Below are 16498 nucleotides of genomic sequence, written 5' to 3'. Positions count from 1 at the left end.
AATTAACTACTAGTAAAGAAGGTTGATATTATGGCATCATATAATAGAACACGTAGAATAGGTGAAGAAATTAGAAAAATAGTAAGTACTATACTTATTAATGGAATAAAAGACCCTAGAATAAACTCTATGGTAAGTGTTACAGATGTGGAAGTTACTAATGATTTAAGCTATGCATATATATATGTAAGTATTTTGGGTGGAGATGAAGAATCCACTTTAGAAGGTTTAAGAAATGCAGAAAGCTACATCAGAAGAGAAATAGGTAGAAGTATAAAAATAAGACATATCCCTCAAATTATATTCAAAGTAGATGACTCTTTAATCAAAGGTATGTATATGGACAGCCTTATAAAAAAAGTGTCTCAAAAAGATCAAGAAAAACCTCAAATACAAGTTGAGGAAAATGAAAATGAATAATATAGACACTATTATAAAATATATACATGGAAGTAACGATTTTGTCGTTACTTCTCATGTTAATCCAGATGGAGACAATATAGGTTCAACTCTTTCAATTAATTATTTCTTAAAAAAAATCAATAAAAATGTTTATTATGTTATGAATGATGATATGCCTTTAAACATGCAGTTTCTTATTGAAGATATAAATATAATAAACTCTAGTGAATTTAAAGGGTTGAAAATAGAAAACTATACTTTGATTACTTTAGATTGTGGAGATAAAAACAGAATTTGTGTAGATGATGACATTAAAGATAATTGTATGAAATTAATCAATATAGATCATCATGCAAGTAATGATTTTTATGGGGATTTAAATTATGTAGTGGCTGAAGCATCTTCAACTTGTGAATTAGTATATAATTTACTCATAAGAAATGAAGAAATAAATAATTTTAAATCTATAGATGAAAATATAGCTACAGCTCTCTATACAGGTCTTATGACGGATACTGGAAAACTTACATATTCTAATACTCATGCAAGTAGTTTTGATATGGCGAAGCAATTATTAATAAATGGAGCAAATACACAAAAAGTAGTTCAAAATGTTTTTGGTAGTAATCCTTTTAACTTTTATAAATTATTGGGAGAGTCACTAAATACACTTGAAATTGTCAATAGGAAAGTGGCCATAATGATGGTTACACAAGATATGCTTAAAAGATACAATGTTGATTTTAAGGATATAGACGGTATTGTCCCATATGCTAGAGATATAGAAAACGTAGAAATAGGAATTTTACTTAAAGAAAAAAGCAATAATGAGATTAAAGTTAGCTTAAGATCTAAATCCTATGCAGATGTAGGTCGTTTAGCTAAGACATTTGGTGGAGGCGGACATATAAGGGCTGCTGGTTGTACTATAAATGATAGTATGGAAAATGCAAAAACAAAAATATTAGAAGAAGCATTAAAAGAAATTTAAGGATGATTTTTAATGAATAAAATAGTAAATATATTAAAACCTACAGGTATGACATCTCACGATGTAGTAAGTAGAGTGAGAAGAATTTTAAGCATGAAAAAAGTTGGTCATACAGGAACGTTAGATCCTGATGCAGCTGGAGTTCTTCCTATATGTTTAAACAAGGCTACAAAAGTAAGTGAGCTTATTTTGAATAAAGAAAAATCATATATATGTGAATTAACATTAGGTGTTGCTACAGACACTTATGATTCTTCTGGAGTAATAACATTCGAAGGTGATGCTTCAAATATTACAAGTGAACATATATACAAAGCTTTTGAAACACAAAAAGGAGAGATTAATCAGTATCCTCCTGTTTATTCAGCTTTGAAGATTAATGGACAAAAAATGTGTGATTTAGCTAGAAAAGGAAAAGCCGACACTATTGAAATTAAGCCTAGAAAAGTTAATATAGAACAAATAAAAATTTTAAATATAATTGAAAATAAAGTATTATTTTTAGTTAAATGTTCAAAGGGTACTTATGTTAGAAGTATATGTCATGATATTGGTAAGTACTTAAAGTGTGGAGGACATATGTCCTTTTTACTTAGAACATCTTCTGGAAAATTCAACTTAGAAAATGCAATAACTCTAGAAGAATTAGAAAAATATTATAATGATAACATCCTAGAAAATCACTTATATGATATTGATTATGTTCTAGATAATTTTAAAAAAGTTGAATTAAAAGATACTGCTCTTAAATACTATAGAAATGGTGGAATAATAGATTCTAAAAGGTTTACAAATGATAATTTATCACAAAATGATGAATATGTCAGGGTATATTGTAATGATGAATTTATAGGAACTGGAAAATTATTAAAAAATAATAACACTATTAGTCTAAAGAGTGATAAAATTTTTATAGAATAATTTTTATATCAGTGGGGAAAAGACATGATTATAATAAATTCTTTAAATGAAATAGAAAGTTTTGATAAAAGTGTTGTTACTATAGGTAAATTTGACGGGATTCATAAGGGACATGAGGTTCTTATAGAAAAGACGGTTGATTATTCTAAACAAGAACAATTAACGAGTGTAGTTTTTACATTTAAAAACAGTCCTATTAGTTATTTTTCTAATATTACAACTAGAGAAATAATAACACAAGTTGAAAAAATCAATAAACTTAAGTTATTAGGTATAGATGTAGTTATAGATATACCATTTAATAAAGATATGGCAGAAATATCAGCAGAAGATTTTGTAAAAGAAATATTAGTTGATAAACTAGGTGCAAAAAAACTAATTATAGGACATGATTTTGCTTTTGCAAGAAATAGAGAAGGTACTCCACCAATATTAAAAATACTAGGCAAAAAATATGGATTTGATGTGGAGGTAGTTGAGCCTGTAGTTATTAATAATATAAGAGTGAGTAGTACTCATGTAAAAGATTTAATATATGCAGGTAGAGTTGATGAAATAAAGAATTACTTAGGGAGAAACTATACAATTGAAGGTACAGTGATTCATGCAAAACAGCTAGGTAGAACTTTAGGATTTCCAACGGCAAACCTTAAACTACAAGAAAATCTTATTATACCTAAAAGAGGTATATATGCTACAAAAGTATATATTGGAAATGAAGTATATGTAGGAGCTACAAATATTGGCTATAATCCTACAGTAAATGGAGAAAAAATGTCAGTAGAAACAAACATATTACAATTTGACAAAGATATTTATGGCAAAACTATAAAACTTGAGTTTTTGGAAAGAATAAGAGATGAAAAGAAGTTTAAAGATTTAAACGAATTAAAAATACAATTGAAGATGGATACTAATTATATATATAAAAAGTATATTTGCAAAAGTAGCTAAGTTATGATAAAATAATCAAAGTAACCATTACTCGGCATATGAATACTCCAATCAATGCTTAGTAAATGGCGATTATATTAAAATATTTGGAGGTACATCAAATGAATAAAACAGAAATAATAAGCGAATTCGGAAGAAAAGAAGGAGATACTGGTTCTCCAGAAGTTCAAATAGCTTTATTAACAGCTAGAATAAACGAATTAAACGAGCACTTAAAAGTTCACAAAAAAGACCATCACTCAAGAAGAGGATTATTAAAAATGGTTGGTAGAAGAAGAAACTTATTAGCTTACTTAAAAGAAAAAGACTTAGAAGGTTACAGAGCATTAATAGCTAAGTTAGGATTAAGAAAATAATCTTATTACTTTATTTAAAAAGCAGATATACTTATGGTATCTGCTTTTTTTGTATTGATAAAAGAATGAATAATTAATTTCTATTAGGGGGCAGTAGCCATGAAGATTAAAATACTGTGTGACAGCATGTGCGACATTCCTGAGGAAATAAAACAAAAAGGCTTTTTAGATATGATTCCGCTTACTATCAGTATAAATGGGAAAGAATATAAAGATGGTATAGATTTTACTAATCAACAATTTTATCATATTTTGGAAAGTAGTGAAACCTTACCTAAAACATCTCAAGTTACATACATTCAATTTAAAGAAGCTTTTGAAAAATATGCAAATGAAGGATATGATGTGATTTGTCTAACAGGGTCATCAAAGACTTCAGGAACATATCAAAGTGCAATAATGGCCCAAAATGATGTTACTGGGAATATATATGTTTTTGATACATTATTTTTATCTTTAGGAAGTGGACAATATGTAATAAAAGCGTGTGAATTAGTGGAAAATAGTGATTTGTCTGCTGATCAAATAGTTGATAAATTAGAAGACATTAGAGAAAGTGTAAATTTATTTTTCGTACCATTTACATTAGATTATTTAAAAGAAAGTGGAAGATTACCAAGTGTGGTATCTTTTGTAGGAAATATGTTAAATATAAAACCTATATGCACCATGGAAGATGGAAAAAATAAAATAGTAACAAAAATTAGAGGAGCTAAACAAGTAGCCTCTAAACTAGTAGATATGATTTTAGAAGCTAATGATCATGATTTAGAATCTAAAGTTCTTACAATAGGATATGGTTCTAATGAATCAGATTTTGAAAAACTTAAAGAAGAAGTTGCTAAAAGAATAAAAGCAAAGGAAGTATTTATTACTAGAGGTGGATCTTGTATATGTGCACACACAGGCCCTCAAATTTTAGCAATAAGTTCTTCTAACTAATAAATTAAGAGGATATACTAAAACACTAATTCTTTACATTGTATAATTATATTGTTAATTAGTAGTAATTTTGTTAATATAGTACATAGAAGAAATAGTGGTTTCAGTATAAGAGGAGGTACAAGCATTAATGTTTGAACATAAAATTTTTACAATGGATTTAGCAGGAAGAGAACTTTCTGTTGAAATAGGGAAAATATCACAACTTGCTAGTGGTAGTGCAATACTTAGATATGGTGAGACTATGGTTATGGTAAACTGCTCAAAATCAGCTCAACCAAGAGAAGGTGTAGACTTTTTCCCACTAAGTGTTGATTATGAAGAAAAATTATATTCAGTTGGTAAAATACCAGGTGGTTTCTTAAAAAGAGAAGGAAAGCCGTCAGAAAAAGCAGTACTTACATCAAGACTTATAGATAGACCTATAAGACCTTTATTTCCAAAAACATTCAGAAATGATGTACAAGTAGTTGCTACAGTTTTATCAGTAGACCAAGATTGTACTCCTGATATAGTTTCTATGATAGGTTCATCAGTTGCTTTATCAATATCAGAAATACCTTTCAATGGACCAACAGGATCTGTATGTGTAGGTTTAGTGGATGGAGCTTTAGTTGTAAATCCTACAGCAGAAGAAAGAGAAAAAAGTTCATTACACTTAGTAGTATCAGGAACTAAAGAAGCGGTAATGATGGTTGAAGCTGGAGCTGACGAAGTACCAGAATCATTAATGCTTGAAGCAATATTAAAAGCACATGAAGAAATTAAAAAAATAGCTGAGTTTATAGAACAAATTCAAGCTGAAGTTGGAAAAGAAAAAATAGAATTTGTTGAAACTAAACCAAATGCTGACATAGAAGCCAAAGTTAGGGAAGTAGCTACTGAAGGAATGAAGGAAGCTGTTAGCGTTGTTGAAAAATTAGAAAGACAAGAAGCTATGGACGCTGTAAAAGAACAAACTATAAATAGTTTTGATGAAGAAACTTTAGAAGCGTTTGGAAATGATATAATAGCTACGCTAGATTCTATAATAAAAGAAGAAGTTAGAAAAGCTATAGTTCATGAAGGTAGAAGACCAGATGCTAGAAAAACTGATGAAATAAGACCAATATGGTGTGATCATGGATTTATACCAAGAGCTCATGGTTCAGGGTTATTTACAAGAGGACAAACTCAAGTAATGACAGTTACAACTCTTGGAGCATTAGGTGATGTTCAAATACTTGATGGACTTGATGAAGAAGAAAATAAGAGATATATGCATCACTACAACTTCCCTGCATACTCTGTTGGTGAAGCTAGACCATCAAGAGGACCAGGAAGAAGAGAAATAGGTCATGGAGCTTTAGCTGAAAGAGCATTACTTCCGGTAATACCTTCAAAAGAAGAATTCCCTTATGCTATAAGACTTGTGTCTGAAGTATTAAGTTCAAATGGTTCTACATCTCAAGGTTCTGTTTGTGGTTCTACATTATCTTTATTAGATGCGGGTGTACCTTTAAAAGATATGGTTGCAGGTATTGCAATGGGACTTATAGAACATGATGGGAAAATGGCTATACTATCAGATATACAAGGTATGGAAGATCATTTAGGAGATATGGACTTTAAAGTTGCAGGTACTGAAAAAGGTATAACTGCTATACAAATGGATATTAAAATAGCTGGTATAGATGAAGAAGTATTAACAAGAGCATTAGCTCAAGCTAGAGTTGGCAGACTTCATATATTAAACGAAATGAGAAAATGCATAGATAAACCAAATGAAGAATTATCTAAATATGCGCCAAAAATAGTTACTATGAGAATTAACCCAGATAAGATAAGAGACGTTATCGGTGCTGGTGGTAAAGTAATAACTAAGATAATAGATGAAACGGGCGTTAAAATAGATATAGAACAAGATGGTGAAGTATTCATAGCTGGTATTGATATGGATATGATAAGATTAGCTCAGCAAAAAATATCTGATATAGTAGCAGAAGTTGAGTTAAATGAAATATATAAAGGTAAAGTAACAAGAGTAGTTAACTTCGGAGCTTTCGTTGAATTACTTCCTGGAAAAGAAGGATTACTTCGTATAGGAAATATAGCTCACGAAAGAGTAGAAAAAGTTGAAGATGTATTAAACGTTGGAGATGAAGTAGAAGTTAAGGTTACTGAAATAGATGACAAAGGTAGAGTAAACGTATCTAGAAAAGTATTATTACCTAGACCAGAGAGAAAAAATAAATAATAATTCATTTATACAATAAGGGAACGAGACGTAGTCTCGTTTTTTTTATGTGTTTTGCTTACACGTCGCCAAAGGGCCGTGAATTTTTAGATAACAAGTCCTATTCCTAAGAATAAATTATAAGTCGTAATAATAAACTTAAAATAAGAAATAATTTGTACATATTAGGAGGAAACGAATATGATAATGATGGTGCTAAACAAAGGTAAACTAAAAAAAATAATAATTTTTATTCTAATCATTCTGCTTATAATATGTGGAATCGCTTTTACACTTAAGAAAAATCAGTCAACACCAAGTATTAATATTTTAGATTTGGCAAAAGCTCCCTATACCCAGGGAACCAAAAAAAATAGTGGCTATGTTGCATTAACTTGCAACGTAGACCTAGGGTGGGAAGATGAGTATGTAATATCTATTTTAGAAACTCTAAAAAAGGAGAAGGTACACATTACTTTTAATGTTACAGGAAAGTGGGCTGAAAATAAAAAGGACTTGCTTTTAAGAATTAAAAATGAAGGACATGAGGTAGGTAATCATGGATATAAACACTTAGACTACGCTAATCTTTCATATGATGAAAATTATAATCAAATAAGTACTTCTAAGAAAATAATTGATGATGCTATTGGAGAGGAAACTAAATTTTTTCAAGCTCCAGCAGGTTCTTTTGGCTCAAATACAGTTAAAGCAGCAGAATGTTTAAATTACATATGCTTCAAATGGGATGTGGATACTATTGATTGGCAAGATAGAGACAATCCTGAAAAAATCATTGAAAGAGTAAAGAATAAGAATATAGTAGATGGAAGTATTGTATTAATGCATCCAACAGATGCTACAACAAAATGTTTAGATGATATTATTCAAATTATAAGAGAAAAAAACTTAAAACCAGGGAGACTTAGTGATGTGTTTGTTGTTGATTAAATTAAGATCCTAAACTATAATTAATACTATAAATTTTTTTAACTTGTAAAAATTAAAGTTTATAATGACATAGTGAAGAATTTGGAGGACGATATGTATAAATGTCAAACCCTAAAAAATGGTCTCACCATTGTGGGAGAGGAAATACCTTATTTAAAATCCGTATCTCTTGGGATTTGGATAAATACAGGATCTAGGATAGAAACACCTAAGGAAAGTGGAGTGTCTCATTTTATTGAGCATATGCTGTTTAAAGGAACTAAAAATAGAAGTGCAAAAGACATAGCAAGAGATATAGATAATATTGGTGGACAAATAAATGCTTTTACAAATAAAGAATGTACATGCTATTATGTTCATATTTTAGATGAACATATAAATATAGGCATAGATGTTTTAAGTGATATGATATTAAATTCAACTTTTAATAACAATGACATAGATAGAGAACGAGCAGTAATATTAGAAGAATTGAAAATGTATGAAGATTCTTTAGATGATTTATCTTATGATTTATTAGTAGAAAATATATATGCCGATGATGGACTAGGTATGAACATACTTGGGAATAGACAGACTATTAAAAATTTAAAAAGAAAAAATATTTTAAATCATTATAATCAGTATTATGTTCCTAATAATGCAGTCATATCAATTTGTGGCAATTTCAATTTTGAAGAAGTAGTAAAGTTTATAGAAGAAAAATTCAGTGAATGGGAAGAAAAGGAAGTAAATATAGAAGTAAAAGAAGCTAAGTTTCACTCTTGTTTTATAACTAAAAATAGAGAAAGCGAACAAGTCAATATAGCAATAAATTTAAAAGCTATACCAGAAGAGAATGAAAAGGAAGCTTATGCTTTAGCAGTTGTAAACAATATATTTGGTGGAAGTACTAGCTCTAGACTCTTCCAAAATATAAGAGAAGACAAAGGATTAGTATACTCCATATACTCGTCTCCAACTCTATATAAAAAATGTGGAGAGTTGGGTATATTTGCTAGTACCAGTGAAGAATACTTAAAAGAAGTATATGACTTAATAATAAAAGAAATAAAAAATATACGAGAAAACTATGTTACTGAAGAAGAACTTAAAGAAAGTAAGGAACAGTTGAAGGGTAATTATATATTAAGCTTAGAAAGTATTAGTTCAAAAATGTTATCTCATGGTGAGTCTATGTTGCTTAATAATAAGATCAAAAACGAAGATGAAATTATTGAACATATAAATAGCGTAAATATGGAACAAGTTAAAGCAATTATTAATAAAGTATTTAATATAGAGAACTTAGGAGTGTGTATAGTAGGAAAAAATGTAGAAGGTGTTCAGATATAATTGTAAAAAGTAACGCTTGAGCAAGGTCGTGCCTGAATCATTAGAGAATGCATTTCGTTGGCTATATGAAGTGGAGTTCCCACGCAGTGGCTTAAGTGAAACAAATTTTTATTTATCGGGGTGAAAAATATGAATTTATCTGAATTAGCTGGAAAAGAAATAGTAAACTTAGTTAATGGAGAAAGACTTGGAGTAATTGGTGAGTGCGATATTATAATAGATGAAACTACAGGTAAAATCCTGGCGCTTTCCATACCAAGAGAAAGAGGATTTTTTGGTATAAAAAGGGATAGAGGAGATTTAGAAATTCCATGGAGGAATGTGAAAAAAATTGGCAATGATATGATAATCATTGAATACGATGGAATATATTAGGAGGCAAATATGGGGATTCTAGTACAAAAATTTGGTGGTACATCAGTAGCATCAGTTGAAAAAATGAATGAAGTGTGTAATATAATAGAACAATACAAAAAAAAGGGGAACGACTTAGTAATAGTAGTTTCAGCCATGGGAAGAAAAGGAGAACCCTATGCGACTGATACACTAATAAATTTATGTACTAATGTTAACAAAAAATCTAAAAAACGAGAACTTGACTTAATAATGTCTTGTGGAGAAATAATATCAGGAACAATACTATCATCAATGTTAGAAGCTAGAGGAATACCATCAATTTTTCTAACAGGAATGCAAGCTGGAATAATAACGACTAAGGTTTATTCAAATTCAAAAATAAAGGAAATAAATCCAACAAGAATTCGTAGAGAGTTAGATGAAGGCAAAGTAGTTGTTATAGCAGGGTTCCAAGGAGGTACAGAAGATGGAGAAGTTACTACTTTAGGAAGAGGAGGTAGTGATACATCTGCAGTTGCCATAGGAAAAGCATTGGGAAGTGAAACTGTACAAATTTATACAGATGTGGATGGAATAATGACTGCTGACCCAAGAATAGAGCCAGCAGCAAAAATACTTGATTACTGTGATTACGAAGAAGTATTCCAAATGGCAGAAAAAGGAGCAAAGGTTATTCATCCAAGAGCAGTAGAACTTGCTAAGAATGGAGATATTGTTTTAGAAATAAAGAATACTTTAAATCCTACATGTAAAGGAACTAGAATCGGTTTAACTCGTGGTTTAGTAAGTGATTATGAAGACTTCCAATGTAGATTTATGACATCAGTAGCTCATAAAGACAATATAGCTCAAGTTAAAGTAAAATCATCTGAAGAATTGTTCTCAAAAATATTAAATGAAATGGAAGAAAAGCATATAAACTTAGATATGATAAATTTCTTCACAGAAGAAAAAGCTTTTGCATTGGAACAAAATTATATTCCTAAAGTAGAAGAAATTTTACAAAAGTATGAAGTAAAATACGATATTAGAAAACATTGTGCAAAAGTAACTTTAATTGGTTCGAAAATCACAGAAACTCCTGGTGTCATTGCAAAAGTAGTTAGAGCTTTATCAAAGGCAGGTATCACTCTTTTACAATCATCAGATTCATATACATGTCTTACTTGTTTAGTAAAAGAGGAAGATATGGTAGAGACTGTTCATGCTATTCATAAAGAATTTGATAACTAAAAATAAATAAAAATACCGAAATACCCTATACAGTTATAACAAGAAAGTATTTGTTTATCTGTATAGGGTATTTTTAGTGTTAAGGTAGCTATAATTTATAAGATTTATGGAAAACTTAATAAGTAATAATATAATAAAAGTTTATAAAGGAGAAAAATTTATGTTATTAATTAAAAATGGAAAAGTAATAACAATGTCTGGAAAAACTTATGATAACGGATCTGTTTTAATAAAAAATAAGAAAATTATAGAAGTGGGAGAAAATATTACTATAGATGGCAATGAAGATTGTAACGTAATTGATGCTAGTAATTGTTGGGTTATACCTGGAATAATAGAGGCGCATTGCCATATTGGAATAATAGAAGAGAAAAAAGGGTTTGAGGGTGATGACTGTAATGAAACATATGAAGCTGTTACACCCTATCTTAGAGCTTTAGATGGCGTTAATGTTATGGATCCAGCTTTTCATAATGCTTTAAGTGCAGGGATTACAGGAGTTATGGTAGGGCCAGGAAGTTCAAATGTAGTAGGAGGGCAATTTATCTTTATTAAAACTCATGGTAGAGATATAGATAATATGACTATTTTGCAACCAGCAGCAATGAAAGTGGCTTTTGGAGAAAATATAAAAACAAATTATGACCAAAAAAGTATGATACCGTCAACTCGCATGTCAATAGCAGCACTTTTACGTGAAGTGTTGTTTGATGCTAAACAATATAATGAAAACAAAAAAAAAGCTATAAAAAATAATGATGACTTTGAAGAAATATTTAAAAAAGAATGTTGGTTACCCTTGATTAATAAAAAAATACCTTTAAAGGCTCACGTACATAGAACAGATGATATTTTGACTGCTATTCGCATAGCTAAAGAATTTAATTTAAACTTAACCTTAGATCATTGTACAGAAGGACATTTAATAGCGAGAGAAATTAGTGAATCTGGGTTTCCAGCTATCGTAGGACCTTCAATGGCTATAAGAAATAAAATAGAAACTCAAAATGCAGACTTTAAAACTGCAGGGATTTTACATAAAGCTGGTGTAAAGGTTGCTATTACTACGGATCATCCAGTTACTAGAATACAGGATTTACCTATTTGTGCTGGCTTTGCGGCAAAAGAGGGTCTGGGAATAGAGGAGGCTCTTAAAGCGATTACAATAAATGCAGCAGAAATATGCAATGTTTCTGATAGAATTGGAAGTATTGAAGTAGGGAAAGATGCAGATATAGCAATATTTGATGGGAATCCGATGAATGTATTTACAAAAACTTTATATACAATAATTGATGGTAAAATAGTTTATCATTTAAAAGACTAAAAATAAAAGAAAAATAATGGAGCTTCCGCATCAAAAAGAAGGGAGACGGCTTTTTATTGCAAAAAAATAAATACCAGGCTCAAAAGAGCTTGGTATCTAATACAATATTTGTATGATAAAACATAATACTATATAAACGGATTATATTTGCGTATATCTTAGGGGAAGACTCATCTTCAGACCACTCAACAATTGTAAGATTTGGTGGTATCCCTTTTTAACCTGTAAGTGAATGTCTAATGACTCAATTAACAAATTTTCTTGGTGACAAAAATGAAATTTCAAAAAAATTATTTATTGATGGCATCAAAATAGAATCGTGTGCTAATAGATACACATTTGTTTGGAAAAAATCCATAAATAAAAATATGAATAAAATATTTAAACAAATATCTAACTATATATTAAAGTGTGAAAATGATTTTGATATTAAAGTAATTTATAAAGCTTAATTCAAAATATATTACTTAAAAAATTACTTAAAATTTAAAATCAATTGAAGAGTACACTGAATTTAAATATCCTAAAATAATAGTCTATGGAAGATATGAAAGTGAAGAAAATTATATGTTCTTAGAAAATAAGGCCATCACAGAACAATTTTTAATTGTTCATGAGACCGCCTCATTGTTTTTACTTTATCTTATAATGACAAAGTTATGATTATATCTATCTTATCATTTTATGATATAAATCATGTTAATTTACATCTTAGCAATTATTAAGAAAACTATCTACAATTGTTATTATCGTTATTATTGTTTTCAAAATTATTGTCATTATTATTTTTTAAATTATTGTTGTTGTTATTGTTTCTGCAGTTATTATTGTTGCTATTATTTTTTAAATTATTGTTGTTGTTATTGTTTCTGCAATTATTATTGTTATTATTATTTTTCATCTTGTATCACCTCCATTCACTATATTATTATCACAATTATGATTAGTAAATATTCATAAAATCCATAATTTTTTGTTATAACTTTTTATGATAAAAACTTTACACTATGAAAAGAATAGAATTATTTCATACTCATTGGGAAACATAAAATTAAATATATTAAATGAGGTGAAATAAATGATAAAAAATGAAAATAATATGAATGAATACATAAATGATAATAATTATAATAACTATGATTTGAGTCAGTCGGAATTTGAAAATAAAAAAGAAGATGAAGAGAAAAATAAACCTGAAAACACTGAAAGTAATAATGTTGACCATGATAATAATGAAGGTGAAGATGAAGACAGTGACAAAGTTCAAGATATAAAGCAAATGGGAGTTCCTAACATGCCTTCTAATGCACAAAAAGAAATTCAATGTATAACTATAATAGGAGAAATTGAGGGTCATTTTGTAGGTAACCCACAGAAGAAATCTACAAAATATGAACACATAATACCTTTATTATACTCAGTGGAAGAAAGTAATGAAATTAAAGGTATTTTAGTTATTCTAAATACTGTAGGTGGAGACGTGGAAGCAGGTCTTGCTATGGCAGAATTAATTAACAGTATATCTAAAAAAGTCGTAACACTTGTACTTGGAGGAAGTCATTCCATAGGAGTACCTCTTGCAACAGCAGGAAATTATTCTTATATAGCTCCAAGCGCAACAATGATTGTTCATCCAATAAGAACAAATGGACTAGTTATAGGTGTTAATGAAACTTTTGAATATTTCAAGAAAATGCAAGAAAGAATAGTAGAATTTATAACAAGAACTTCTAATATACAAAGAGAAGAGTTAAATAAGCTTATGAACGCAAAAGATGAGCTTGTAAGTGATGTGGGAAGTGTTTTAATAGGTAAAGAAGCTGTGGAATATGGACTTATAGATGAAGTTGGTGGATTAAAGGAAGCATTAACAAAATTAAGAGAGTTAATAAGAGAAGACAATAAAAATGAAGGAAATAAATAAGATTTGTTTAAAATAAGTAATATGTGATATAATGATTTAATAATTAAAAGTGTTAATGTATACCATTAACACTTTTAAGTTTTAAAGAATTTATAATTTAGTTTGTGGATAAATTATAGATTTGAATTGATAAGGTATAAGAAATAAGAGGTGAGATTGGTGGCTAAGAAAAAAAGTAAAGGCGCTAAGAATAAAAAGCATAACAAAGATAAAATAATAGTATCTGGAGAATATTATAATCTAGTAACTGTATTTATAGGAATATTTTTATTATATAGCTTAAACTCAAATTCCATGGGCCTTATAGGACAATTTATACAAGACACTTTTAAAGGATTGTTTGGAGCTCTTGCCGTAATTATTCCATTGCTGATAATAATTATAGGTATTCTTGGATTTTTTGAAAGAAATGAATATGTATATAGAATGAAAAAAAGTAAAACAGTCTATATTTTTATAGTCTTTTTGTTTATTTTTTATGGATTATTTAATGCAAGAAAAATCCCAGTGGATAATCCTCTAAAAGCCAACATGTATAGCGATGTTATGCAAATGGGGATTGATGGAAGTGGTTGCGGTCTAATCACATCAACAATAGCATACTTTATTAAAGCAGTATTCGGATTAACAGGTGGATGGTTAATTAGCATATTTGTTCTATTCATTACAGTAATGTACACATTTAATATATCCCTAAAAGACCTAATAGAAGGTATTACTAATAAATCTAACAAAATAAAAAGTGGAAATATAAATGTAAAAGATAAGGTATCCAACTTAAAAGAGTCTGCGATTAATTTAGTAACTGAAGAAGTTGATGAAACTACTCAAGTTGGTAAAAATAAAAAAGGTTTCTTAAAGAATATTTTTAATAAAAATGATAAAAATGAAGAAATAGAAAATACTTTAGCTGAGCCTAATTATGATGAAGACAAGACAATAAAAATAGTAGGCTTCAATAAAGGTGATGATGATTATTTAGAAATTTTAGAAGGTACAAATAGTATGCCTGAACTAGATGTGCTTAAGGATCTTCAAAATACAAATCCTAATGTTAAAATGAGTGATACAATGAACAATACTAAAACTAAGGCCAATACTAGTATTGAAAAAACTGCTCCAATAAACTTAGGAGATACAAATGATTTACAGATTAATAGTCAATCAAATTATGAAAACTATACAAAACCAAGTTTAGATTTATTAACTAAAATTGGACACAAAGGTAATGAAAATGATAAAAGAAAGGCATTAGAAAATGCATCTTTATTAATCAAAACATTATCTAATTTTGGCGTTGATACAAAAATGGGTCAAGTAACTTTAGGGCCTACTATAACAAGATACGAAGTACAACCCAATCCAGGTGTTAAAGTAAGTAGAATTGTAAACTTATCAGATGATATAGCTCTTTCTTTAGCTGCAAAAAGCATAAGAATAGAAGCTCCAATTCCAGGGAAAAGTGCTATAGGAATAGAAGTTCCAAACGACGAACCACAGGTGGTTGGGCTTAGAGATGTTATTGGAAGTAAAGAATTTAAAGAAGATTCTTCATCTCTTGCCATAGGACTTGGAAAAGATATAAGTGGAAATCCAGTTATTGCAGATATTGGTAAAATGCCGCATTTACTTGTAGCAGGGGCTACAGGGTCAGGGAAGTCAGTTTGTATAAATACAATAATAAACTCTGTATTATACAAGGCAACACCAGATGAAGTAAAACTATTGCTTATAGATCCAAAAGTAGTTGAGCTTGCTCATTATAATGGCATACCTCACTTACTATCACCAGTTGTTACTGATCCTAAAAAGGCAGCAAATGCATTAAACTGGGCAGTAGTAGAAATGAATAAAAGATATAAGTTGTTTGCTGATTTAGGAGTTAAAGATATAACTAGTTATAATGAAAAAAGTGAAACGAAACTTCCAAAAGTAGTAATAATAATAGATGAGTTAGCTGATTTAATGATGGCATGTGCTAACGAAGTAGAAGACTATATATGCAGACTTGCTCAAATGGCTAGAGCAGCAGGAATGCATCTGATTATAGCAACACAAAGACCTTCTGTTGACGTAATAACAGGAGTTATAAAAGCCAATGTTCCCTCTAGGATTGCCTTTGCAGTTTCATCACAAACAGATTCAAGAACTATATTAGACATGGGTGGAGCAGAAAAACTACTTGGAAAAGGTGATATGCTATTCTATCCACTAGGAGCTGCAAAACCAGTAAGATTACAAGGAGCTTATATATCAGAAGATGACTCTGAAAAAGTAATAAACTTTGTAAAAGGACAAGTAAAAGAAGAAATTAAATATGAAGAAGAAATAATACAAACTATTTCAAAAACTGCTAACATCAAAAATGATGATGTAGATGAATTCTTAGAAGACGCTATTGCCTTTGTAGTACAAAGTGGGCAAGGATCATCTTCTATGCTACAAAGAAAGTATAAAATAGGATTTAATAGAGCAGCTAGACTAATTGATTCAATGGAAGAAAGAGGTATAGTTGGACCTAGTGAAGGCAGTAAACCTAGAAAAGTACTAATAACAATGGAAGAATTAGCAAAATTAGAAGGTGAATAAA

16 protein-coding genes are annotated in these 16498 nt (G+C 29.4%); 15 read left to right on the top strand and 1 reads right to left on the bottom strand.

Translation table 11 applies throughout. From position 1 onward, the window contains the following. Window positions 1-30: 30 nt before the first annotated feature. The 13 genes from rbfA (at window position 31) to TVTCOM_RS13450 (ending at window position 12436) form a co-directional block, all read left to right on the top strand. Window positions 31-420, top strand: a complete 390-nt coding sequence (gene rbfA, locus TVTCOM_RS13510; protein WP_434796797.1) for a 30S ribosome-binding factor RbfA — start codon at window positions 31-33, stop codon at window positions 418-420. Then, the gene (locus tag TVTCOM_RS13505; protein ID WP_434796796.1) at window positions 413-1393 is read left to right on the top strand and encodes a DHH family phosphoesterase; all 981 of its coding nucleotides are present in this window, start codon (window positions 413-415) and stop codon (window positions 1391-1393) included. Before rbfA ends, TVTCOM_RS13505 begins: the two co-directional genes overlap by 8 nt. Before the next feature lie 12 nt (window positions 1394-1405). Continuing rightward, the gene (gene truB / locus TVTCOM_RS13500; protein WP_434796795.1) at window positions 1406-2314 is read left to right on the top strand and encodes a tRNA pseudouridine(55) synthase TruB; all 909 of its coding nucleotides are present in this window, start codon (window positions 1406-1408) and stop codon (window positions 2312-2314) included. A 24-nt stretch (window positions 2315-2338) separates the two neighbouring features. Next, a complete protein-coding gene (locus TVTCOM_RS13495; RefSeq protein ID WP_434796794.1) occupies window positions 2339-3268 on the top strand; it encodes a bifunctional riboflavin kinase/FAD synthetase in 930 nt (309 codons plus the stop codon). Window positions 3269-3369: 101 nt separating this feature from the next. Then, window positions 3370-3624, top strand: coding sequence for a 30S ribosomal protein S15 (gene rpsO, locus TVTCOM_RS13490; protein WP_434796793.1), 255 nt, complete (start codon window positions 3370-3372; stop codon window positions 3622-3624). Between the two features lie 99 nt (window positions 3625-3723). Beyond that, on the top strand, window positions 3724-4566 hold the full coding sequence (locus TVTCOM_RS13485; protein WP_434796792.1) for a DegV family protein: 843 nt from the start codon (window positions 3724-3726) through the stop codon (window positions 4564-4566). A 130-nt stretch (window positions 4567-4696) separates the two neighbouring features. Continuing rightward, window positions 4697-6802, top strand: a complete 2106-nt coding sequence (gene pnp / locus TVTCOM_RS13480) for a polyribonucleotide nucleotidyltransferase (protein WP_434796791.1) — start codon at window positions 4697-4699, stop codon at window positions 6800-6802. Window positions 6803-6982: 180 nt separating this feature from the next. After that, window positions 6983-7732: a polysaccharide deacetylase family protein gene (locus TVTCOM_RS13475; protein WP_434796790.1), complete on the top strand. Its 750-nt coding sequence runs from the start codon at window positions 6983-6985 to the stop codon at window positions 7730-7732. A gap of 93 nt (window positions 7733-7825) precedes the next feature. Next, window positions 7826-9067, top strand: coding sequence for a M16 family metallopeptidase (locus tag TVTCOM_RS13470; protein ID WP_434796789.1), 1242 nt, complete (start codon window positions 7826-7828; stop codon window positions 9065-9067). Between the two features lie 129 nt (window positions 9068-9196). Continuing rightward, window positions 9197-9442 (top strand): YlmC/YmxH family sporulation protein, encoded by a 246-nt coding sequence (locus tag TVTCOM_RS13465; protein ID WP_434796788.1) that lies wholly within the window; start codon window positions 9197-9199, stop codon window positions 9440-9442. Between the two features lie 9 nt (window positions 9443-9451). Further along, on the top strand, window positions 9452-10657 hold the full coding sequence (dapG, locus tag TVTCOM_RS13460) for an aspartate kinase (protein ID WP_434796787.1): 1206 nt from the start codon (window positions 9452-9454) through the stop codon (window positions 10655-10657). Between the two features lie 160 nt (window positions 10658-10817). After that, window positions 10818-11984, top strand: coding sequence for an amidohydrolase (locus TVTCOM_RS13455; RefSeq protein ID WP_434796786.1), 1167 nt, complete (start codon window positions 10818-10820; stop codon window positions 11982-11984). A 239-nt stretch (window positions 11985-12223) separates the two neighbouring features. Beyond that, window positions 12224-12436 (top strand): hypothetical protein, encoded by a 213-nt coding sequence (locus TVTCOM_RS13450; protein ID WP_434796785.1) that lies wholly within the window; start codon window positions 12224-12226, stop codon window positions 12434-12436. A 278-nt stretch (window positions 12437-12714) separates the two neighbouring features. Here the strand turns inward: TVTCOM_RS13450 and TVTCOM_RS13445 are convergent, their stop codons facing one another. Continuing rightward, window positions 12715-12885, bottom strand: a complete 171-nt coding sequence (locus TVTCOM_RS13445) for a hypothetical protein (protein ID WP_434796784.1) — start codon at window positions 12883-12885, stop codon at window positions 12715-12717. A gap of 177 nt (window positions 12886-13062) precedes the next feature. Between TVTCOM_RS13445 and TVTCOM_RS13440 the strand changes: the two genes are divergently transcribed. Together TVTCOM_RS13440 and TVTCOM_RS13435 are read left to right on the top strand one after the other, a co-directional pair. Further along, on the top strand, window positions 13063-13908 hold the full coding sequence (locus TVTCOM_RS13440; protein WP_434796783.1) for a ClpP family protease: 846 nt from the start codon (window positions 13063-13065) through the stop codon (window positions 13906-13908). A 159-nt stretch (window positions 13909-14067) separates the two neighbouring features. After that, window positions 14068-16497 carry a DNA translocase FtsK 4TM domain-containing protein gene (locus TVTCOM_RS13435; protein WP_434796782.1) on the top strand — a complete coding sequence of 810 codons (2430 nt, stop codon included), beginning with the start codon at window positions 14068-14070 and terminating at the stop codon, window positions 16495-16497. Window position 16498: the final 1 nt, after the last annotated feature.

The organism is Terrisporobacter vanillatitrophus (assembly GCF_051148895.1).
In the GTDB taxonomy this organism is placed as follows: domain Bacteria; phylum Bacillota; class Clostridia; order Peptostreptococcales; family Peptostreptococcaceae; genus Terrisporobacter; species Terrisporobacter vanillatitrophus.
The sequence above is the reverse complement of the archived record's forward strand: the minus strand, read 5'-3'. Positions and strand labels throughout refer to the sequence as shown.